The sequence below is a fragment of the Bacillus cereus G9842 genome (assembly GCF_000021305.1).
In the GTDB taxonomy this organism is placed as follows: Bacteria; Bacillota; Bacilli; order Bacillales; family Bacillaceae_G; genus Bacillus_A; species Bacillus_A thuringiensis_S.
This window is the reverse complement of the sequence record NC_011772.1, coordinates 573,516-594,474: the sequence shown is the minus strand read 5'-3', so window position 1 is coordinate 594,474 and position 20,959 is coordinate 573,516. Positions and strand designations below refer to the sequence as shown.

The following is a 20,959-nucleotide window of genomic DNA, read 5'->3' as shown; positions in this document are numbered from 1 at the left end:
AATGTACTCCCCCTTCTTATTTATCAGATGGATAAGAAGTAATAATCTTAAACCCTAATTCTCCTGACTTATCTCTTGCTAAAACAGTAACAGTTTTTACCAACTTGTCTTTTACACTCATATTTTTCTTTATTACCGTTTTTCCAACCGGGAATGAATGTGTTGTATTTAATACGAGACGAGCCTCTTTAGAATTTTTTAACCAGTCTTGAATTTCCTTATCATGCTGCTTCAAACTATCTTTTACAGCTTTCGTTGCTGTTTCCTTGTCATAGTATGTACTTGCTGCTGATACTTTATCTGTCTTCAAGCGATTCTTCAAATCTTCTTCTGATTTGCCTACATGTCTTTCAATCGTATGACCATTTTTAGGTGGCCCTTCCATTTCATCTAAAATATTATCACTAATTTTTTCTACTGATGTCGATTGATTCCCTGTTTGTTTCTCTGTTTTTTGTTCTTTTCCTGCACATCCACTTAAGATCAGCATTAGTGCCAATAAACCACTCAAGAAAAGACTACTTATTCGTTTCATCATATCACCTCTTTCATGATTATTATCGCAACTTCACTAAAAGTCAATTTCACAACGAAAAAATCTATCAGTTTTCATTTTTTTCATCTATTTTTCCATATTTACCCGCGCAATTTCATCAACCCTCTATTTTTCGACTTTTTATAATATATACCCCCTATATTTTATGATTATTTCCCAGATGAAAACACTGATAACATAACTATAAAACTCTTTTATACAAAGGTTTTTATAGTTTTTTTAAATTCTTTTAAAATACCCCCATTTTTATATACCTAATACCCATATAAGGTATAAAGACCCCTTCTTATCAACGTTTTTCTACATTATGTAAATTTACCCTTGCCTATACAAACGAAATATGGTGTAATGCAAAAAAAGATAAAGGATTTTAAACAATGGCTGAAACGATTCAAAATTTCTTAACAGAATACTATTCAATCGCAATTCCACTTAGTATCTTAATTAACATCATCATTAGTCTTTTAGGTGTTATTCCTAGCATCTTTTTAACCGCCATTAATATACAGCTCTTCGGTGTAACAAATGGCACAATCATTTCGATCGCAGGTGAGGCCTTAGGGGCTATTATCTCGTTTTATATTTATCGCATAGGCCTTCAAAAGTTCACTCACGATAAAGTAAATAAGTACCCAAAGGTAGAGCGTCTTCTTTATGTAGAAGGTATAGAGGCCTTTCTACTCGTTCTATCGTTTCGATTGATACCTTTCATCCCATCAAGTATCGTGACTTTATTTGCAGCTCTAGGGAAAATGTCATTACTCTCCTTCAGTATTGCCAGTACAATAGGTAAAATACCGGCCTTATTGATTGAAGTATATTCGGCATATCATGTTATAAACGGAACAAATGAAGCGAAGTGGATTGTAACAATCGCAGGCGCTATTGGATTGTTTTATTTGTGGAAAAAATGGAGAAAAAAATAAAGAAGGAGCCCATGCTCCTTCTTTATTTTTGAAGTATTTTATTAATATCTGTCCCTTAAATCCTTAATTTACACCAACAGCACTAAATGATTGCTTCACTGCATTTACTTCTGCAGAGCTAGCACCATATAAATCCGCAGCAGCTTGTACTGCACCAGCACGAGCTTGACTAAATGTAGTAGATTGCGTGAAATACTGTGTATTTGCACGGTAGTAAATCGCACCTAATTTATCTTTACCAATACCAGTTACAGTTACACCAGAATGCGTACCACCATTTGCTAATAAATAAGCTTGTTTGTTAATAATACCACTGTTTGTATGAACGCCACCGTTATCACTTGAACCTGTGTAACGCTTAGAATAGTGGTCTGGGTCACCATATTTCGCTGGATCACTCATAGAGCGAAGCGCGTCTCCTGCTTTACCAGGCGTGTAAATATCTTCACCAATCTCCCAATCTGGGTTACGGTTATCATAGAATTCTACTAAAGTACCAAAGATATCAGAAATCGCTTCATTTAACGCCCCTGATTCATTTTGATAAATTAAGTCCGAGCTATTTTCCGTAACAGCATGCGTTAATTCGTGACCAATTACGTCAATTCCACCAGATAATGAAGTGAATGTTACACCATCACCATCCCCGTATACCATTTGTGAACCGTTCCAGAATGCATTATTATACTTACTTCCGTAATGAACTGTTGATTTTAATGGTGCTCCTGCATCATTAATAGAGTTTCTGTTAAATGTAGCTTTATAATAATCATATGTTCTACCTGCATAGTAATGAGCATCTACTGCCGCTGCATCATACGCTGCATTGAAAACATTATCTGCATCTGCCCATAATGTTCCTGGTAATGTTGAGCGGTTTTTCGCATCGTATGTGAAAATCGTTGCTCCGCGCGTATTATCTTGTAAGTAGTAAGATGAACCAGATAATGTTGTATTAAGTGATTTCGTATCTCCTAATACACCTTTACCAGTTCCTACTTTATTTGTTCCTGTTACAGGTTTTACTACTGCTTTCGCATCCTGTTTAGGAGCCTCTTGCTTAACTGGTGACTTATCTTCATTTGCTACATGATCCAATTTATTATATTTATTTAATACTTTACCGCTGTCTGCTTCAATGAAATAGTAGTAGTTTCCTGGACTAGGATCTAAGAAGTTTAGATTTACAACGTATGCATATGTTGTTTCTTCACCATTTTGATATACATATAAGTCCGCTTTTGGTTCTACCTCATATTTCGGTGTTACCCCTAAGTCTTGCTGCGCGATTTCAATCGCTTTTGCGCCTTCAATCTTATTTTTATTTTTCAACTTTTCCTTCTTGTCTAAATCAGGTGCAACTGTTCCAGACAATACTTTTAAAGAACCGTCTTTACTTACGTGAGCTACTTGAGTAGAACCCCATACAGGTACTCCTTCGTAAACTTGTTGCATACGTACTACTGTTGAATCAGTTACAGCATCTTTCTTCACTTGTTTCACTTTGAAAGAATCTTGCGCACTCTTTTCCCCTAGCTTGTAATCACCTTTTGCTGCGTTTAAGTAATCAAACACAACAGATTCTGCTTTCTTACCAGTCGCTCCAGTTAAATCACCAGAAATAAACTCAGGTGACTGTACTGTCTCATTGTACTTCTTCGTAGAGAGTACATTTTTAGAATCCGCAAATGCAGAGCCTGTCCCTCCAAACGTTGTAACTGCCATTCCTGTCGCTAACACTAACGCTAAACTTTTCTTTTTCATGAACCTTCCCCCTAATAAAAATTTTTTTGAAAAAGAGTAGTTTCATATTAGCATTATGTTTCCACTATTAATATACTAAAAATTCAAATAATTATTTTCTCAAGTTTTGTAGAATTTTGAGGAACAAATATTGAAAAACCCCTTTCCGGTTGGAAAGGGGTTTCTTCATTATGAATTAATTTGTTCAACGGTTTTAGCTTCTTGACCAAGGACATCTGGTTTCCAAGCATACTGAATATCTAATACTATCGCCGCAATTGACATAATTACAAATGTTCCTACAATAAACTTTTTCATAATCTCACTCCTTTTTATTCTTCTAATAATTTTATTGCTAATTTATAATAATAATTACTTTCTTTAAAATCTGCGCATTCTTCTAAGTACTCCGCCAACTCTAAATATATAGTTTTCAAATCTTTTATATTGTTTTCAGCTTTAAAAAAAGGAACTACCTCTGTTTCCAAAAACCTTTTATAAGTATCTCTTTTTTCAAAATACTTATATTGTAAACTTAATAGTAAATATAACATTCCTTTGTATCTTTCAGCTTTCTTTGCAGCAAAAATACCTTTTTCAATCCATTTCTTCGCGTCTTCAAATTCTCCCAATTGAATACATTGTAAGGATAGTTCATACATAGCATCAATATAATTCATATCCTCTTCTTTTTTATACTTTAAACATTCTATATAATACTCTTTTGCCTTCACATAATTCTTTTGACGGTAATACAAATAACCAATATTATTTAAAGCGATTGACATAATATTATCTTTATCCGCAAAAGAATTTGCTTCTCTTAGAATATGATTATAGTTTTCCATCGCTTCATTATATTGTTTTTTTCGAGTATAACTAAATGCAATTAGAAATTTACAATTAATTATATTTCTAAACTTATACTCACTCTTAAAGCCTTCTAACGCAACATTAGCAAAGTATAAAGTCATGTGGTCTATTTCCATCTGACTATATGTGAGCGCTAAATTATAATATATCCCCGTTTCATAATAGCCCAGTTCCTTCGCCATGGTTTCCGTTTGCAGTAAGTACTCCAAAGCCTGTGTATATTTATACTGTAAAGAATATAATAACGCCCTACTATACGTATAAAGCATTTTTTGAAATGGTGAATATTTTTTATACACCTTTTTCAACTTATCCAATTCTTCTTCAAGAGCTACTAAATCCCTTTTCATAATTAAATACCGCGTATACAGCAGTTTATAATAATTTATAATTTCAAAATCCAACACATGCTTCATTTCACCTTGTAACTCTTCATATATACGTTCTACTTGTGGCTTGTCCAAATGAACTAGTGCATTCAGCCATTCATCCAACTTCCCCTTCACATCTTCTTCTACATCCCTCAAATCCGTCACGGCAATTTCTAACCTTGTGCAGAGCAATTGTAGAATTTCTTCTGATGCTTCGATCTTTCCATTTTCAATCTTACTTAAGTATGAGACAGAACAAATGCCCTGACATAATTCTTCTTGTGTCATTTTTTGCTGAAGCCGTTTGTAAAAGACTTGTTTGCCTATTTTTTCTAATGTTTGTTGCATTGTCCTCCTCCATTCTCATTACCCCATTACTCTAATAATACATAAAATTTGGAGAAATATAAATTGATAAATATAAATTTTCTAAAAAATATGCATAATTTCATTTTTTTCTCTCTTGACTTCACTTCAATATCTCTTCTTTGCTACGAATGGTGAAAAATTGGTATACTATAACCAAATTATGGAGGTGTTCTCGCGATGACTCATTATAAAGACGATAGTTATGCCTTACATACAGACCTATATCAAATCAACATGGCTTATACATATTGGAAAGATGGTATTCATAATCGCCGTTCCGTGTTTGATTTATACTTTCGAAAGCTTCCATTTGAGAACGGCTACGCTGTTTTTGCTGGCCTTGAGAAAATTGTAGAGTACATAGAAAATTTCAGCTTTACTGAAAGCGATATCGCTTATTTAGCAGAATTACAATTTGAAGAAGAATTCCTTCATTATTTACAAAATATGAAATTCACTGGGACGATTCGTAGTATGCAAGAAGGTGAAGTTGTATTTAATAACGAGCCTTTATTACGCGTTGATGCACCACTGGGTGAAGCACAAATTATTGAAACCGCTCTCTTAAATATTGTGAATTACCAAACATTAATTGCAACAAAAGCAGCCCGTATGAAACATGCTGCAAATAATGATGAGCTTTTAGAGTTCGGCACAAGACGTGCCCACGAGTTCGACGCTGCCCTTTGGGGGACGCGTGCTGCCTTTATTGGTGGTTTCTCCTCTACAAGCAATGTTCGTGCTGGGAAACGCTTTGGGATCCCTGTAGCTGGCACACACGCTCACTCTTTCGTTCAAGCATATCGCGATGAATACGTCGCGTTTAAGAAATACGCTGAAACTCATAAGAAGTGCGTCTTTCTCGTTGATACATATGACACATTGAAATCTGGTGTTCCAAATGCAATTCGTGTTGCAAAAGAATTTGGGGATCGTATTGATTTCTATGGTATACGTCTTGATAGTGGTGATATGGCTTATTTATCGAAAAAGGCACGAAAACTACTAGATGAATCAGGGTTTACAAATACAAAAATTATCGCTTCTAGCGATTTAGATGAATACACAATTATGCACCTTAAATCTCAAGGGGCAAAAATTGACGTATGGGGTGTTGGGACAAAATTAATTACGTCCTTTGAGCAACCTGCATTAGGGGCTGTTTACAAACTAGTTGCGATTGAAGATACTGACGGAAAATTAAATGATACGATTAAAATTTCATCTAATCCTGAAAAAATTACCACTCCAGGACTGAAACGAATTTATCGTATTATCAATCGGGTTAACGATCATGCAGAAGGCGATTATATTGCGTTAGATTCTGAAGAACCTGGAAAAGAAGAGCGCTTAAAAATGTTCCATCCAGTTCACACATATATAAGTAAATTCGTAACAAACTTTGAAGCCCGTGAACTCCATAAAGACATTTTCGTTAACGGTGAAAGAACATATGAACTACCAAGTATATTAGATATTCAGCAATATAATGAACAGAGTCTCGCTCTATTTTGGGAAGAATACATGCGAACTTTAAATCCCGAAGAGTATCCTGTCGATTTAAGCCAAGAATGTTGGGATCATAAAATGAATTACATTCAAACTGTTCGAGAACAAGTTGAAAAAAACATACAAAAGTAAACAGAGAAGTTTCTCCTTCTCTGTTTTTTCAATACTATATGGATATTTGTAAAAAATATATTAAAATAATACGACGAATGTTTTTTATTTGTAAATTTTAATATCATATTATTAAAAAGTAAAATAATATTTGATATTATTTTATTAAATCAATTTCAACAAAATAACCAATAAAAAAGAGGACGCAGGTTGCGTCCTCTTTTTTATAAATCTTTCACTCGTAATACACGCATTGCATTTAACACTGCAAGTAGTGTCACACCAACATCTGAGAAAACAGCTTCCCACATTGTTGCAATACCAAAGGCACCAAGTAATAGAACGATCCCTTTTACACCTAAAGCAAAGATGATATTTTGCCACACTATACTTCTTGTGCGTTTTGCAATTTTTACAGCTGTCGCAATTTTTGAAGGCTCATCAGTCATAATAACGATGTCTGCCGCTTCAATTGCTGCATCTGATCCTAAACCACCCATCGCAATACCAACGTCTGCACGGGCTAATACTGGTGTATCGTTAATACCGTCACCAACGAAGGCAATTTTTTCTTTTCCATGCTTCGCTGCATCAATTTTTTCAATCTCTTCTACTTTTTGTTGCGGTAGTAATTCCGCATGAACTTCATCTAAGCCTAATTCTTTACCGACAGCTTCACCAACTGTTTTTGCATCACCAGTTAACATTACTGTCTTTTTAATACCTAGTTCTTTTAACTTTTGAATCGCTTGTTTCGAATCCTCTTTTACCTCATCAGAAATAACAATATAACCTGCATATTTTCCATCTATAGCAACGTGAACTAATGTACCTACTGTTTCTGGTTGTTTAAATTCAATATTTTCTTTTCTCATTAATTTTGCATTACCTGCAAAAATTTCTTTTCCTTGTACTTTTACGACTGTACCGTGACCAGAAATTTCGTTATAATCATCGATTATTTTTTCATCAATTGATTTTCCATATGCCTTTCGAATAGATTGGGCAATTGGATGGTTAGAATACACTTCAGCAAATGCCGCATACTCTAATAACTCTTCGCTTGTAGTACCTTCGCTCGGTTCCATTTTTGTAACTTTGAAAACACCTTTTGTTAATGTTCCTGTTTTGTCAAAAACAATATATTTTACATCATTTAAAGCTTCTAAATAGTTACTACCTTTTACTAACACACCACTTTTAGATGCACCACCGATACCTCCAAAGAATCCAAGAGGAATGGATACAACTAACGCACATGGACAAGAGATTACTAAGAACACTAAAGCTCTATAAATCCACTCAGAGAATGTAGCCCCTTCTAAAATAAGCGGTGGAATAAACGCCATGATCGCCGCTGTAATAACTACAACTGGAGTGTAGTAACGCGCAAACTTCGTAATAAAGTTTTCTGTTGGTGCTTTTTTACTGCTTGCATTTTGAACTAAATCTAAAATTTTCGATACAGTTGATTCACCAAATTCTTTTGTAACTTCAATTGTCAACACGCCGTTTTGGTTCACAAAGCCACTTAATACATCATTTCCAACTTCAACTTCACGTGGTACAGATTCACCAGTTAATGCTGAAGTATCTACCATTGATGTTCCTTCAATTACTTTTCCGTCTAATGGTACTTTCTCACCTGGCTTAACGATAATATAATCGCCAATTTGTACATCTTCTGGTGATACTTGTTTCGTTTCATTTCCAACCTTTACATTCGCATAATCAGGACGAATATCCATTAATGAAGTAATTGATTTTCGAGAGCGGTTTACCGCAATGCTTTGGAATAGTTCTCCTACTTGATAAAATAGCATTACTGCTACAGCTTCTGAATATTGCTGAATTGCAAAAGCTCCTACAGTTGCAATTGCCATTAAGAAGTTTTCATCAAATACTTGGCCACGAGTTATGTTTTTTACCGCTCTCCAAACGATATCTCCACCTATTAATAAATAAGCAAGGACGAATAACGGAATTGTTACCATTTGTGGTAAGCCCGCTAATGCAGCAATTGCCGTCAAAATTCCGCCAACCACTAATCTCCCTACCATCTTTTTCACATTTGCTTCACCATGATCGTGACTATGTCCGTGGTCATGACCGTTCTTCTCTTCACGAACAACTTTCACATCTGGCTCTAACTTTTGAACGACATTTGTTATATTTGCTACAGTCGCTTCTAGTTCTCTTTTATTCGCAACTTCTACTCGTAGTTTCTTCGATACGAAATCAACAGTTGCTTCTGAGACAGCTGGCATTTCCTTAACTTTATTTTCAATTTTCATTGCACAGTTCGCGCAATCTAAACCTTCTAATATAAATACTTCTTTAGCAATTTTATTTTTTTGTTCTTCTTGCACTTTAATATGCGGTTCTAATTTTGTAACGAGTTGTTTTGCTTCCGTAACAACTTCGTTTTCTTTATTTTGTGCTGTTTCTAAGATCATTGTCTTTGTTGCGAAGTTTACAGAGCAAGAATTTACTCCTTCTATATTCCCAACACCTTTTTCAATTTTCATTGCACAGTTCGCACAATCTAAACCTTCTAACATCAATTTCTTTTTCACTAATGCTTCAGCCATCGTTCTCCCTCCTCGCGTTCTTTTTATTCTTCTTCGTTTACGTGCTCAAACGCTTGCTCGAAGATATGAATTACGTGCTGATCAGCTAACGAATAATAAACAACCTTTCCTTCTTTACGATTCTTTACAAGTTTCGCTTGCTTTAACACACGAAGCTGATGCGAAATAGATGATTGTGTCATTCCTAATAAATAAGCTAAATCACAAACGCACATCTCAGCTTCAAATAGCGCATGTAATATTCTCGTACGTGTACGGTCACCTAATACTTTAAATAGTTCTGCTACTTTACTTAAACTTTCATCAGTTGGAATTGTTTGTTTTACTTGCTCAACAACTTCTTCATGAATTATCGTTTGAGAACATGTCTCTTGTGGTGTTTCTACTTTATTTCCAGCCATTATAGCTCACCTCTTTAATTGAACATATGAACAATCATTCATATATTTTATACTCTTATTATATGAGCACCTGCTCATATGTGTCAATGAAATCTGAATTTTTTTATGAACATTTCGTTCACATTTTAGTAAGGCATATACATATTTTCCGCATCCTCTATATTCTCATACAAAAAAGGATGTACAATTCGCACACCCCTTTTTTCATATTCCGACATAAAAATTCAACAAAGTAATATATGTTCCCTTTATTTCAACAAAAGAAAAAGCCTTGCGCGCTCCCTAGACGCACAAGGCTTACTGTGTTATATCCCTTTAATTAGCTTGATCTAAATTATCCTGCGAACTGCTATCGTCTTTTAAATGACTATGTTTTTTCGAATAAACAAAGTATACAACTACTCCAATTGCTAACCAAATACCAAAGTATATCCATGTTGTTAACGGTAAATTTACCATTAAGAATAGACAACATGCAATTGAAATAATCGGTAAGATCGGTACAAGTGGTACCATAAATCCACGTTGTAATTTCGGATGCGTTTTACGAAGAATGATAACAGTTACACCAACCATGGCGAATGTTAATAACGCTCCAATATTCGCTAAATTCGACAATTCTTTTAAATCGATAAATCCAGCAATTAAAGCACTACCAATTCCTGTTAACCAAACTGAAAATGTTGGCGCTTCAGTCTTCTTGTTAATTTTCGCAAAAGATTTTGGTAATAAACCATCACGGCTCATTGCGAAGAATACACGTGTTGTCGCATAAATGTAAGCGAAAATTACAGCCATAATACCAATTACAGCTCCAATTGCAATTACACCAGCCACTTTATCTTGTCCTACAACTTCTAACACATACGCCATAGCTTCAGGTACATCTAATTCCTTATAAGAAACCATACCGGTCATAACGAGACAAACTACAACATAAATAATTGTACAAATAACTAACGAAGCAATAATACCAATTGGTAGATCACGTTGCGGATTTTTTACTTCTTCAGCAGAAGTTGCTAATGCATCAAATCCTAAGAAAGCAAAGAATACTGCTGCTCCCCCTGCGAACACTCCACTTAAACCGTAAGGTGCAAATGGTATCCAGTTTTCTGGTTTCACGTAGAATACACCAACTGCAATGAATAAAACAACAATACCAATTTTAATTAATACCATTATGTTATTCACACGCTTACTTTCTTTCGTACCGCGTGATAATAACCAAGTTATCACTAACGTAACAATAACTGCTGGTAAGTTTACCATACCACCTTGCGCTGGAATCGTTAGCAACGCTTTCGGAATTTCAAGTCCCAGCCCACTCACTAAATTATTGAAATAACCCGTCCATCCGCCAGCTACTGCGGCAGTCGTTACGACATATACGGATAACAATGTCCATCCCATTAAATGAGCAACAAACTCACCAATTGTTGCATACGAATATGTGTACACACTACCTGAAACAGGAAGTGTAGATGCAACTTCTGCATAACATAATGCTGCAAATCCACAAACAATTGCTGCAATCATAAATGAAAAAATAACTGCTGGACCAGCATCTCTTGCTGCTACTAATCCAGTTAATACTAGAACTCCTGTACCAATTATCGCACCAATCCCTAGCATTGTTAGGTCAAATGCCCCTAGCGTTTTCGTCAAAGTTTTACTTTTACTTTCCCCTAACAATTGCGTAACGGATTTCTTTTTAAATAGGTTGGCCACGATGTATGCCCCCTTTTGCCAAGAAGAGCTAAGAGATCTTCACTCTTAGCTCTTATCATGTTGTTTTATATATTGTTCGATTTTGTTTTGTATAATGCTTCTATTAGCAAGATACTGTCTTTGCTTCTAATAATTCTTTAGCACCTTTGTACTCTACACCGTGAGCTTCTGCAACTGCTTCGAATGTTACATAGCCATCTAATGTGTTAATACCTTTTAGTAATGCAGAGTTACCTAGGCAAGCTTCTTTGTAGCCTTTGTTAGCAATTTGTACTGCATATGGTACTGTTACGTTTGTTAATGCAAGAGTTGATGTACGTGGAACCGCACCTGGCATGTTTGCAACTGCATAATGAACAACGCCGTGTTTTTCGTAAGTTGGGTTATCATGAGTTGTAATACGGTCAGTTGTTTCGAAAATACCACCTTGGTCAATCGCGATATCTACAACAACAGAACCTGGTTCCATTGATTTAATCATTTCTTCTGTTACAAGTTTTGGAGCTTTTGCACCTGGGATTAATACTGCACCGATTACAAGATCAGACTCTTTAACAGCTTCTGCAATATTGTAAGGATTAGACATTAAAGTTTTTACTTGGTTTCCGAAAATGTCATCTAATTGACGAAGACGTTCTGCGCTTAAGTCGATGATTGTTACATCCGCACCTAGTCCAACTGCAATTTTAGCAGCATTTGTACCAGCTTGTCCACCACCGATGATTGTTACTTTACCACGTTTAACCCCTGGAACACCTGCAAGTAAGATACCTTTACCGCCTTTGTTTTTCTCAAGGAATTGTGCACCAATTTGTGCAGCCATACGACCAGCTACTTCACTCATAGGTGCAAGTAATGGTAATGAACGGTTTTCTAATTGTACTGTTTCATATGCGATAGAAACAACTTTTTTCTCGATTAAAGCTTTTGTTAATTCTGGCTCTGGAGCTAAGTGTAAGTATGTGAACAAGATTAAGCCTTCACTGAAGTGTTTGTATTCGCTTTCAATTGGTTCCTTAACTTTCATAACCATTTCCATGTTCCAAGCTTCTTCAGCTGTATCAACAATTTTTGCTCCCGCTTCAACATACTGAGCGTCTGTGAAACCAGATCCTAAACCTGCACCCTTTTGAATGAATACTTCGTGATTGTTACGAATTAAATGTACAACACCTGCTGGTGTCATTGCCACACGGTTTTCGTTATTTTTAATTTCTGCTGGTACCCCAATACGCATAATGAAATGCCCCCTTATAATTAACAGAAAAAAGAGATTCTTTTTTCTTTTTGTAATAATTAATAACTTATGTCCTTATTCTAGCATAACTTAAAAGTTATGAAAACGCTAACATACCATTTTCCTAAAGTTTTTATATTTAGAATAGTGTAAATATATAAAACATTGATTCTATTAGGGGTTTTGTGTCATTCCATTATCTTTCACTCTATTTTTATTATACTATTTCAAAATAAACAGCAATCATTTATTATTTGACAATAATGTAACAATGTAAGAAACCTAAGCGATAACGTATACATATACAGTTATTACTTTACTCAATACTTTAGAGATATATTCTTTTCACAAAAAAACAGCTGCTAGCATTTAGCTAGCAGCTGGGTAACTTATAAATAACTTAGAAAATAAATCATCTGTCGTTTCAGTAATTTTATCAAACAGATCACTTTCTTCCGCTTCTTGCTCTTTTAACATCTTAATTGTTTCACGTGCATCTTCAGGATAATCGGTTATGATACCATCTACGTTTAACTTATAATATGCCTTTAAATTTTCCATATCATTTACTGTCCATACGTAAATTGGTTTGTTTAACTTCCTTGCTTCTTTTACTAATTTCTTATTTAACATATATTCTTCTGCTACGTAAAAGTCAGCCTTCACATTCTTTAAGTTAGCTCTACTTGCATACAATATATACCCTACTTTTATATCTGGATTTGCACGTTTAAACTCTTTAATAAGTGGATAGTGTAACGTTTGAATTACACATTGCTTCTCAAATTCATTATCTTTAATCGTTTTTAAGACTTTGTTTACAAAATCTTTTTCGCCCCCATGAAGCTTCACTTCTATATTAAGTTTGATTTTGCCATTTGCTAGCTTAATGATTTCATCAAGTGTACTTATTTGTCCTGAAAGTCCATCTTGACTAAGGGTAAGCTGCCTTAACTCAGCCATCGTTAAATCTGACACATGCACATTGGCATTGGCAAGACGCTTCAGCTTCAAATCATGTATAACCGCTAGTTCACCGTCTTTCGTTTGTAATACATCTATTTCAGCGTAGTCTGCTTTTGCATCAATAGCACCTTGCACAGCTTCTTTCGTATTTTCTACGCCTTTTGATATATACCCGCGGTGCGCCATAATAATTGGTTCTTTATACGAATTTGAAATAAACGTTACAATGAAGGCAACAACCATTCCAGCAGTAATAATCCCCACAATATATACGCCAATAAATTTCCAACGATGTTTTTGGAAGAAACATTTATCTGCTTTCGTTTTCGAATAATCTAATCCTTCTTCTAATAAAACATCTTCAACCGGTACCTTTTGTAAGTATAATCGCGTAATCGCCATAATATAAAATGGCGTCACGATAAAACTAAATAAATACAATGTACTCGTTAAAAATACAGAAATCGTTGATTCTGCTAATAATGCAAATGTTCCTTTCGGATTTGTAAATTCATAAACACCCCATAGGCACAATAAATATATTCCCAAAAATACGACATATACAATTCCAATTGAAATAAAAAATCCTACTAAAAAGAGCAGTACTTTAAAAAAGCTTTCCTTTACTAAAGTTGCACTTTTACGTGCTGCCACGCGAAATGATTTTTGCTCTAAAACAACAATAGGTAGAACGAAAATCCATCGAAGATTTATATACGCGACTACAGCAAAGAACGTGTAATAACCAACTTGTCCCATCGTTGTCTTAAACAGTTCTCCTGTAATGAAGTTAGGAATTTGAATTTGCGGGATTAATGCCGTTTCATATCCCATATTTAAAAGAGGCAACAATACGACAGCATATAAAATAAATCCTGGTAAGCAATATGTGAAAAGAGTAGGTAAATACGTTACCGTTTTATATAAAATCGGACGTAATTTCACCTTCTGTCTTTTATGAGCGAAATACGAAATAATAATAAGCACCGCAAATTCTGTAAAGATAAGAAACAGTGCTAACAATGACAAAATTACGATTGCTAAGATGCCATAAGGCGTCTTTAAAAACGCTAATAATTCATCATTTGTCGCATTTGCATAACCACCAAAATACAATAATTTATTAAAAATGATTCCAAATAGTGGAACAAACACAATCGCTGCTAATAATTTATAAGCAAGTTGAAAAGTTAATACATTCCAAAAAGCAAATTTAACTGTTTGAAAGGAATGTCTCATTACTCCTGGTATAGATAGTTTTTTACGGTGTTGCATATACTCCTCCAAATTCTAAAACGGTATTTGAGATGGATTCCATATTTCCAGTTCTAATCCATCTTTTTAATAATAATATATTCCGCTTAACATGAACACTCTTATACATATAATGAAAAAAGTGATGGCTACTTCCCATCACTTTTTCATTTATTCTATTTTTTCTCTAGCCCTTGTCCAAATGCTTTCAAGAAGCTAAAACCGAATGTAATAGCTCTATTGATATCTGGATCTTTTAATACTTTAAAGAAATCCATCACTTTTGTTTTTTTACCACAATTTAATTCATCTGTTGCAAATTGCAATCCTGTAACTAAACTTGACGTAATTTGCTTCGTTATTTCTGGGTCAACTGAAGATAACGCTTCTCCTGCCCCCATCATATTATTTAACGCATTTTTAACGGGTTCACGATTTAATTGCTCCACAGCGATTTTTGAAACATCTTCCTTCGCAGCAAGTAAACTAATTGCCGCATCTAATATACCAGCCTTCTGCAACTGTGCTAAAAGCTGCATCGTTTCTTCTACTGCTTCACGATTATTAGATAGCTCATTTAGAAGTTCATCTGCTACTTGCTGTTTCTGTTCTTCCTCTGTTACAACTTTCTTTTTAATTACAGTAATTTCTTTCGCCACTATCTCCGCCCCCTAGTCCACAAGTGATACGTATTGTTTTCTTTGCCATTTTTGCTCGATTTCAACACCGTTTTGCGGATTACGCTTTTTATCTCTCGGGTTTGAAGATGGTAACGGACGATTCCCTTTTTCACGTAGTACACGCATCTTTACCATCGTTTGTTTGTACGCTGGTGTACATGTATAAAGATCTGTCGCCGTTCCAGTTAAAATATTGATTGCCTCTTCATTTACCGTTGCATGCATCGGTAAATATAGCTCTTTCCCCGTTACACGATCTGTAACAAGTGCCTGTACTTTAATTTTCCCAAATGGTGATGCTAATTCTACAAGACCACCATCTTTCACATTGCGCTCTAGGGCAAGTTCAGGCGAGATTTCAACGAACACTTCAGATACTTTAGATAAAATACCAGCCGATTTATTCGTCATATTCCCTTCATGGAAATGTTCTAACATACGACCATTATTTAAAAGTAAATCATACTCATCTGGTGCTACAACTGGTGGTACCCATTCATCTAATGATAGACGAGCTAGTTTATCCGGGAAGTTAAATCCGTCCACATATAATAGCGGTGTATCACTGCCATCATGGCTACCCCAACATAAACTATTCCATCCTTCTAAACGATCGTATGTTGCCTGAGAATATAAAGGTGCAAGCGATGCGATTTCATCCATGATTTCACTTGGACTTTCATAATTCCAGTCCCCGCCAAGTGCACGAGCTACTTTTTGTAAAATCCACCAGTCTGGCTTTGAATCACCAAGCGGCTTCAATACTTCATATAATCTTTGAATACGGCGCTCTGTATTCGTAAATGTTCCCTCTTTTTCTAAGCTTGGTGCTGCCGGTAAAATAACATCAGCAAAACGAGCTGTTTTCGATAAGAACATATCTTGAACAACAAGGAAATCTAAATTCGCTAAAATATGTTGTACATGGTTGGCATTCGAATCTACTAAAGCCATTTCTTCACCCATAACATACATACCACGCAGTTTCCCTTCATCTGCCGCCAGTAACATTGCAATATTATTTAAGCCTGGTGCTTTCGGAATTGTAGTACCGTATGCTTTTTCAAATTTCGCACGGAGCGCATCATCTGAAACTGCTTGGTAACCTGGAAGCCAGTTTGGTAATGTTGCCATATCACAAGCGCCTTGTACGTTATTATGTCCGCGTAATGGATATGCTCCTGCACCAGGACGACGATAGTTACCCGTAACAAGCAATAGATTTGAAATTGCTGCTGAAGTTGTACTTCCTCCAGTATTTTGAGTTACACCCATTCCCCAAAGTACACAAGTACCATCTGCTTCATATACCATACGAGCCATTTCTTTCAGATTTTCTTTCGAAATCCCCGTAATTTCTTCTGTATAATCAAGCGTATACTTTTCTACCATTTTGCTATATTCATCAAAATTCTTCACATTTTCAGCTATGAACTTTTTATCGTGCCAATCTTGATCAATAATATATTTCGTAATACCAGCGAGCCATACGTAATCAGTTCCTTGGCGCGGATGAATGAATAAATCCGCACGCTCTGCCATTTCATGTTTACGAAGGTCTGCCACAATTAATTTTTGGTCATGTAATTTATGAGCACGTTTTACACGCGTTGCAAGTACAGGATGTCCTTCTGTTGGATTTGCTCCAACGATAATGACAAGGCCTGCTTCCGCAATATCTTTCACTGTTCCAGCGTCCCCGCCCATACCGACAGTTTTAAATAAACCGTCTGTTGCTGGAGATTGACAATAACGGGAACAGTTGTCTACATTATTCGTTCCATATATTTGACGGGCTAGTTTTTGCATAAGATAATTTTCTTCATTCGTTACTTTCGAAGAAGAAATAAACCCAAATGCATCACTTCCATATTCTGATTTAATATGCTGCATATTGGATGCAACAACTTCCAGAGCCTCTTCCCATGAAGCTTCAACAAACATATCTCCTTGGCGAATTAATGGCTTTGTAATACGATCTTCACTGTTTACAAAATCCCATCCAAATTTGCCTTTTACACATGTGGAAATACCGTTAACCGGCGCATCTGAAACAGGCTGCACTTTCAAAATGTGGCGGTCTTTCGTCCATACTTCAAATGAACAACCTACACCACAAAATGTACAAACTGTTTTTGTTTTATTCACTTTCGTCTTACGCATCGCAGCCTCTACTTCTGAAACTGCTAAAATACTACTATATCCCGGCTCTACATCCTTTACAAAATCAATCATCGGATCTAACACATCCGGTTTCAATCCTGTCATGAATCCAGCTTCACCCAGCATTGTTTTTTCCATTAACGCATTACATGGACATACTGTTACACACTGCCCACAACTTACACAAGATGAGTCATTTATACTTACACCATTGTCCCATATAACACGTGGACGGTCTAAGCTCCAATCAATTGATATAGTTTCATTCACTTGTAAGTTTTGACATACTTCTACACACTGCCCACAAGCAATACATTGATTTGGATCATATCGATAAAATGGATGTGACATATCCACTTCACACGCACTTACTTTTGGCTCATACGGATATTTCTGTTCCTCAATTCCCATCATATGTACTGTATTATGGACTTTACAGTTACCATTATTGTTATCACAAACGGTACAATACAATAGATGATTCTCTAATATTCGATCCATTGCCTCAGTCTGTGCCTCTTTTGCACGCTGGGACTGTCTTTCGATATGCATACCGTTCTCTAATTTCGTTGAACAAGCACGCAATAACTTTCCATTTACTTCTACAATACACGTATCACAAGTTTGAATTGGATCTACTTCTGGTACATGACAAATTTGAGGATGTTCCAAATTACTCTCGTTAAATAATTGTAGTATCGTCTTTTCACCTGATGCAGAAAATTCTTTACCATCGACGGTTACACGGACTGTCTGTTCTGCCATAGTTTCCCCTCTCCTTACAACCAACTGTACAACACAATTATGAATCCGTTTTCAAAATCACATTACTGTACATATTTTTGAAACGCTCTACCCAAATACTTTCTTATGAAGTCGATTCTAGATGTTATAAGGTATAACTACGAAAGCTTGAAAATATCACTATTCTACAGTTCTATTATATCGTACATATACAATAATAACCAAAATAATCTGTGATCTTCTTGTTAATAGGTGTTTTTATTTTTTCCATTGTTTTATGATAAATGTGGGAGAGAAATACATATAAAAGGGGAATTAAATATGGGGCCTACGCAAGAGACTTATACAATTGTACGTTATCAATCTGGTACATTTTCAAAACAACTTGATGAGATTGTCACAGAATCTCCTATTACTATTAAATTGAATGGTGAAGAATATGTAACAGTCGTATGCACACCAAATTATATTGAAGATATGGTAATTGGTTTTTTAATTTCTGAGGGGATTATTTCTTCCTATAAAGATGTTGAAGAACTATGGGTTCAAAAAGATAACGGAATTGTCCATGTAAAATCATCAAAAGTGAATCCGCTCTATCAAACTTTATATAATAAACGATACATCACTTCTTGCTGCGGAAAAGGTAGACAAGGTTTTATTTTCGTAAACGACGCAGCAAAAGCAAAAGACTTACATGATATACATGTAAAAATTACTCCTGAAGAATGCTTTCATTTAATGAATACCTTGCAACAATCTTCTACTACATTTCGCCAAACTGGCGGTGTTCACAATACCGCGCTATGTGATCGAAACAATATCCTCCTATCAAGAATGGATATTGGAAGACATAATGCATTAGATAAAATATATGGTCATTGTTTGCGTAACGATATATCCATTAAAGGAAAAATCATCGCATTTAGCGGACGTATTTCATCCGAAATTTTACTCAAAGTTTCAAAAATCGGATGTGAAATTGTTCTATCTAAATCCGCTCCAACAAAACTGGCATTGCAACTTGCCCATGATTTAGGCATTACAGTCGTAGGGTTTATTAGAAATGAATCTTGTAATATTTACACACATCCAAAACGAATTGATGGCTATCAATCCAATGTTTAAAAAATAAATCCTCAATCGAGGATTTATTTTAGTTATAAAAATGTAACATATTAAACACTTGAATAGTTAACAAAGTTAATATATAATTTCATTACATAATTAAAACAAAACATTGTAGCATATATCTTTTCATTCTTTTACAAATTAAAAGAGAATACTAACAAAACATATACTCAATCTTATAAAAGTAATGGATTTATTTGAAATCCACCAGGGAGGTTACAACTATGGAAATTCGCTTATTAACAACAGAGGACGCAGAAATATATTTAAAAGTTTGTATGGAAGGTTTAACGAAAAATCCGGAAGCTTTTAGCTCTTCTTATGAAGATGTTTTGAAACATGAGGATCCTGTAGCTGCTATGGCTAAACGATTAAGCAATCCGGATAAGTATACTCTAGGTGTCTTCAAAGATAATGATTTAATTGGTATCGCTACTTTAGAAACAAAACCATTTATTAAACAAGAACATAAAGCAAAAATTGGCTCCGTTTTTGTTTCTCCAAAAGCACGTGGTCTCGGAGCAGGACGAGCTCTCATTAAAGCCATTATTGAAAACGCCGATAAATTACATGTAGAACAACTTATGCTCGATGTTGTAGTTGGTAACGCTGGTGCCAAAAAATTATATGAATCATTAGGTTTCCAAACTTACGGCGTACAAGAACGTTCATTAAAACATAACGGTCAATATTGGGACGAGGAACATATGGTTCTGTTCTTAAATGATTAATACTTCAATATAAAGTGAAACTTTACTCAGTGGGGGATTTTTCCATCCCCCACTGAGTATTAGCTGAACCAATCGGGCTTTTACGGGGTAGTTTTCCAAAAACATCTTTCTTAATAAGAAAGATGTTTTTTTGCATTACAACAATGTAATCTTCATGTCACCTTTATCGATCGTACCAATCCTTACCATTCATTATACTAAAAATATAAAGTGAAACTTTAATTAGTAAAGCACCAATCACAAAATGAACGTATAGCATTCAATTGATATGTAGAGGAGAATGTGACATGAAACAAAACAAACGAGCTGTTCTTTTAATATTTACTACAGCAATTGTAACTTCTGGTTTAGCAATTTTACCTTGGTTTATCATATAGGAATACTCCCCTAATAATGAAAAAAGCTGATTGCTTCTTAAGAAGCAATCAGCTTTTTTATTTTATAAAATCCCTAAAATTTTATTTACGCAACTTATAATAATAACCATAGATACGGCAACACACATGACAACCGTATTACGATCTTGCTTTTCTTTTTTTGAAATTTCTTCTTTTGGATTCATGTGTATGATCTCCTTTTAAAAAAAGTGTGAGATAGGAAATTTTTCTTATCCGATGCGAGGTGAATACGAAAACCCTCTCTATCTCACATACACAATAGAATGGAATTGTCATTTTATAAATAAAATGACATGACGTTATGTCGCAACATAGGGTATTTTGTGTCGCTACGTTTTCTATTATAAAAAATAGTTGTGCAAAACTAGTGCATTTTTTATGTCAATTACTCTGAGCGAAAAAATCAGCCCTCCATTCAATCACATAAAAAGAGTTTTTATCCTTTTCGGCAAGAAGACTCCATCTGATTTGTGT

At 35.1% G+C, this 20,959-nt stretch carries 16 protein-coding genes; 4 read left to right on the top strand and 12 right to left on the bottom strand.

Features of this window, described 5'->3' with window-relative positions; all coding sequences use genetic code 11:
• Positions 1-16: 16 nt before the first annotated feature.
• Positions 17-535, bottom strand: a complete 519-nt coding sequence (locus tag BCG9842_RS02940) for an RNase A-like domain-containing lipoprotein (RefSeq protein WP_000822706.1) — start codon at positions 533-535, stop codon at positions 17-19.
• Between the two features lie 398 nt (positions 536-933).
• Between BCG9842_RS02940 and BCG9842_RS02935 the strand changes: the two genes are divergently transcribed.
• A complete protein-coding gene (locus tag BCG9842_RS02935) occupies positions 934-1,482 on the top strand; it encodes a TVP38/TMEM64 family protein (RefSeq protein ID WP_000852228.1) in 549 nt (182 codons plus the stop codon).
• 63 nt (positions 1,483-1,545) lie between these two features.
• Here the strand turns inward: BCG9842_RS02935 and BCG9842_RS02930 are convergent, their stop codons facing one another.
• The 3 genes from BCG9842_RS02930 to BCG9842_RS02925 all read right to left on the bottom strand — a co-directional run bounded on the left by BCG9842_RS02930 (position 1,546) and on the right by BCG9842_RS02925 (position 4,817).
• Positions 1,546-3,246 carry a M4 family metallopeptidase gene (locus BCG9842_RS02930; protein WP_000730377.1) on the bottom strand — a complete coding sequence of 567 codons (1,701 nt, stop codon included), beginning with the start codon at positions 3,244-3,246 and terminating at the stop codon, positions 1,546-1,548.
• Positions 3,247-3,414: 168 nt separating this feature from the next.
• A complete protein-coding gene (locus tag BCG9842_RS30900; protein WP_000713580.1) occupies positions 3,415-3,543 on the bottom strand; it encodes an NprX family peptide pheromone in 129 nt (42 codons plus the stop codon).
• A 14-nt stretch (positions 3,544-3,557) separates the two neighbouring features.
• Positions 3,558-4,817 carry a tetratricopeptide repeat protein gene (locus BCG9842_RS02925; protein ID WP_001187953.1) on the bottom strand — a complete coding sequence of 420 codons (1,260 nt, stop codon included), beginning with the start codon at positions 4,815-4,817 and terminating at the stop codon, positions 3,558-3,560.
• Positions 4,818-5,015: 198 nt separating this feature from the next.
• On the opposite strand from BCG9842_RS02925, the gene BCG9842_RS02920 reads away from it, so the two are divergent.
• A complete protein-coding gene (locus BCG9842_RS02920; protein ID WP_000150180.1) occupies positions 5,016-6,479 on the top strand; it encodes a nicotinate phosphoribosyltransferase in 1,464 nt (487 codons plus the stop codon).
• A gap of 203 nt (positions 6,480-6,682) precedes the next feature.
• On the opposite strand, the gene BCG9842_RS02915 is transcribed toward BCG9842_RS02920, so the two are convergent.
• From BCG9842_RS02915 to fdhF, 7 genes are all read right to left on the bottom strand, one after another.
• Positions 6,683-9,049: a heavy metal translocating P-type ATPase gene (locus BCG9842_RS02915; protein ID WP_000796565.1), complete on the bottom strand. Its 2,367-nt coding sequence runs from the start codon at positions 9,047-9,049 to the stop codon at positions 6,683-6,685.
• A 23-nt stretch (positions 9,050-9,072) separates the two neighbouring features.
• Entirely contained in the window at positions 9,073-9,450 is a 378-nt protein-coding gene (locus tag BCG9842_RS02910; protein ID WP_000918378.1) for an ArsR/SmtB family transcription factor, read from the bottom strand.
• A 315-nt stretch (positions 9,451-9,765) separates the two neighbouring features.
• On the bottom strand, positions 9,766-11,181 hold the full coding sequence (locus BCG9842_RS02905; protein WP_001284899.1) for an amino acid permease: 1,416 nt from the start codon (positions 11,179-11,181) through the stop codon (positions 9,766-9,768).
• A 103-nt stretch (positions 11,182-11,284) separates the two neighbouring features.
• On the bottom strand, positions 11,285-12,418 hold the full coding sequence (gene ald, locus BCG9842_RS02900; protein WP_001219743.1) for an alanine dehydrogenase: 1,134 nt from the start codon (positions 12,416-12,418) through the stop codon (positions 11,285-11,287).
• Between the two features lie 369 nt (positions 12,419-12,787).
• A complete protein-coding gene (locus tag BCG9842_RS02895; protein ID WP_001164710.1) occupies positions 12,788-14,659 on the bottom strand; it encodes a glycerophosphodiester phosphodiesterase in 1,872 nt (623 codons plus the stop codon).
• 155 nt (positions 14,660-14,814) lie between these two features.
• Positions 14,815-15,297: a DUF1641 domain-containing protein gene (locus BCG9842_RS02890; RefSeq protein WP_001040538.1), complete on the bottom strand. Its 483-nt coding sequence runs from the start codon at positions 15,295-15,297 to the stop codon at positions 14,815-14,817.
• Positions 15,298-15,309: 12 nt separating this feature from the next.
• On the bottom strand, positions 15,310-18,246 hold the full coding sequence (gene fdhF / locus BCG9842_RS02885; RefSeq protein WP_000840671.1) for a formate dehydrogenase subunit alpha: 2,937 nt from the start codon (positions 18,244-18,246) through the stop codon (positions 15,310-15,312).
• A 300-nt stretch (positions 18,247-18,546) separates the two neighbouring features.
• On the opposite strand from fdhF, the gene fdhD reads away from it, so the two are divergent.
• Both fdhD and BCG9842_RS02875 read left to right on the top strand, forming a co-directional pair.
• The gene (fdhD, locus tag BCG9842_RS02880; protein WP_000529230.1) at positions 18,547-19,353 is read left to right on the top strand and encodes a formate dehydrogenase accessory sulfurtransferase FdhD; all 807 of its coding nucleotides are present in this window, start codon (positions 18,547-18,549) and stop codon (positions 19,351-19,353) included.
• Between the two features lie 227 nt (positions 19,354-19,580).
• Positions 19,581-20,087: a GNAT family N-acetyltransferase gene (locus BCG9842_RS02875; protein WP_000405874.1), complete on the top strand. Its 507-nt coding sequence runs from the start codon at positions 19,581-19,583 to the stop codon at positions 20,085-20,087.
• A 439-nt stretch (positions 20,088-20,526) separates the two neighbouring features.
• Here BCG9842_RS02875 and BCG9842_RS31770 read toward each other — a convergent pair whose 3' ends face one another.
• A complete protein-coding gene (locus BCG9842_RS31770) occupies positions 20,527-20,649 on the bottom strand; it encodes a hypothetical protein (RefSeq protein WP_001068392.1) in 123 nt (40 codons plus the stop codon).
• Positions 20,650-20,959 lie beyond the last annotated feature (310 nt).

What these genes read in the sequence shown, in the direction of transcription:
- BCG9842_RS02910 (WP_000918378.1), bottom strand. Translation starts at nt 9,450, where the DNA reads ATGGCTGGAAATAAAGTAGAAACACCACAAGAGACATGTTCTCAAACG.
- BCG9842_RS02875 (WP_000405874.1), top strand. Translation starts at nt 19,581, where the DNA reads ATGGAAATTCGCTTATTAACAACAGAGGACGCAGAAATATATTTAAAA.
- ald (WP_001219743.1), bottom strand. Translation starts at nt 12,418, where the DNA reads ATGCGTATTGGGGTACCAGCAGAAATTAAAAATAACGAAAACCGTGTG.
- BCG9842_RS30900 (WP_000713580.1), bottom strand. Translation starts at nt 3,543, where the DNA reads ATGAAAAAGTTTATTGTAGGAACATTTGTAATTATGTCAATTGCGGCG.
- BCG9842_RS02925 (WP_001187953.1), bottom strand. Translation starts at nt 4,817, where the DNA reads ATGCAACAAACATTAGAAAAAATAGGCAAACAAGTCTTTTACAAACGG.
- BCG9842_RS02920 (WP_000150180.1), top strand. Translation starts at nt 5,016, where the DNA reads ATGACTCATTATAAAGACGATAGTTATGCCTTACATACAGACCTATAT.
- BCG9842_RS02930 (WP_000730377.1), bottom strand. Translation starts at nt 3,246, where the DNA reads ATGAAAAAGAAAAGTTTAGCGTTAGTGTTAGCGACAGGAATGGCAGTT.
- BCG9842_RS02935 (WP_000852228.1), top strand. Translation starts at nt 934, where the DNA reads ATGGCTGAAACGATTCAAAATTTCTTAACAGAATACTATTCAATCGCA.
- fdhF (WP_000840671.1), bottom strand. Translation starts at nt 18,246, where the DNA reads ATGGCAGAACAGACAGTCCGTGTAACCGTCGATGGTAAAGAATTTTCT.
- BCG9842_RS02895 (WP_001164710.1), bottom strand. Translation starts at nt 14,659, where the DNA reads ATGCAACACCGTAAAAAACTATCTATACCAGGAGTAATGAGACATTCC.
- BCG9842_RS31770 (WP_001068392.1), bottom strand. Translation starts at nt 20,649, where the DNA reads ATGAATCCAAAAGAAGAAATTTCAAAAAAAGAAAAGCAAGATCGTAAT.
- BCG9842_RS02940 (WP_000822706.1), bottom strand. Translation starts at nt 535, where the DNA reads ATGAAACGAATAAGTAGTCTTTTCTTGAGTGGTTTATTGGCACTAATG.
- fdhD (WP_000529230.1), top strand. Translation starts at nt 18,547, where the DNA reads ATGGGGCCTACGCAAGAGACTTATACAATTGTACGTTATCAATCTGGT.
- BCG9842_RS02915 (WP_000796565.1), bottom strand. Translation starts at nt 9,049, where the DNA reads ATGGCTGAAGCATTAGTGAAAAAGAAATTGATGTTAGAAGGTTTAGAT.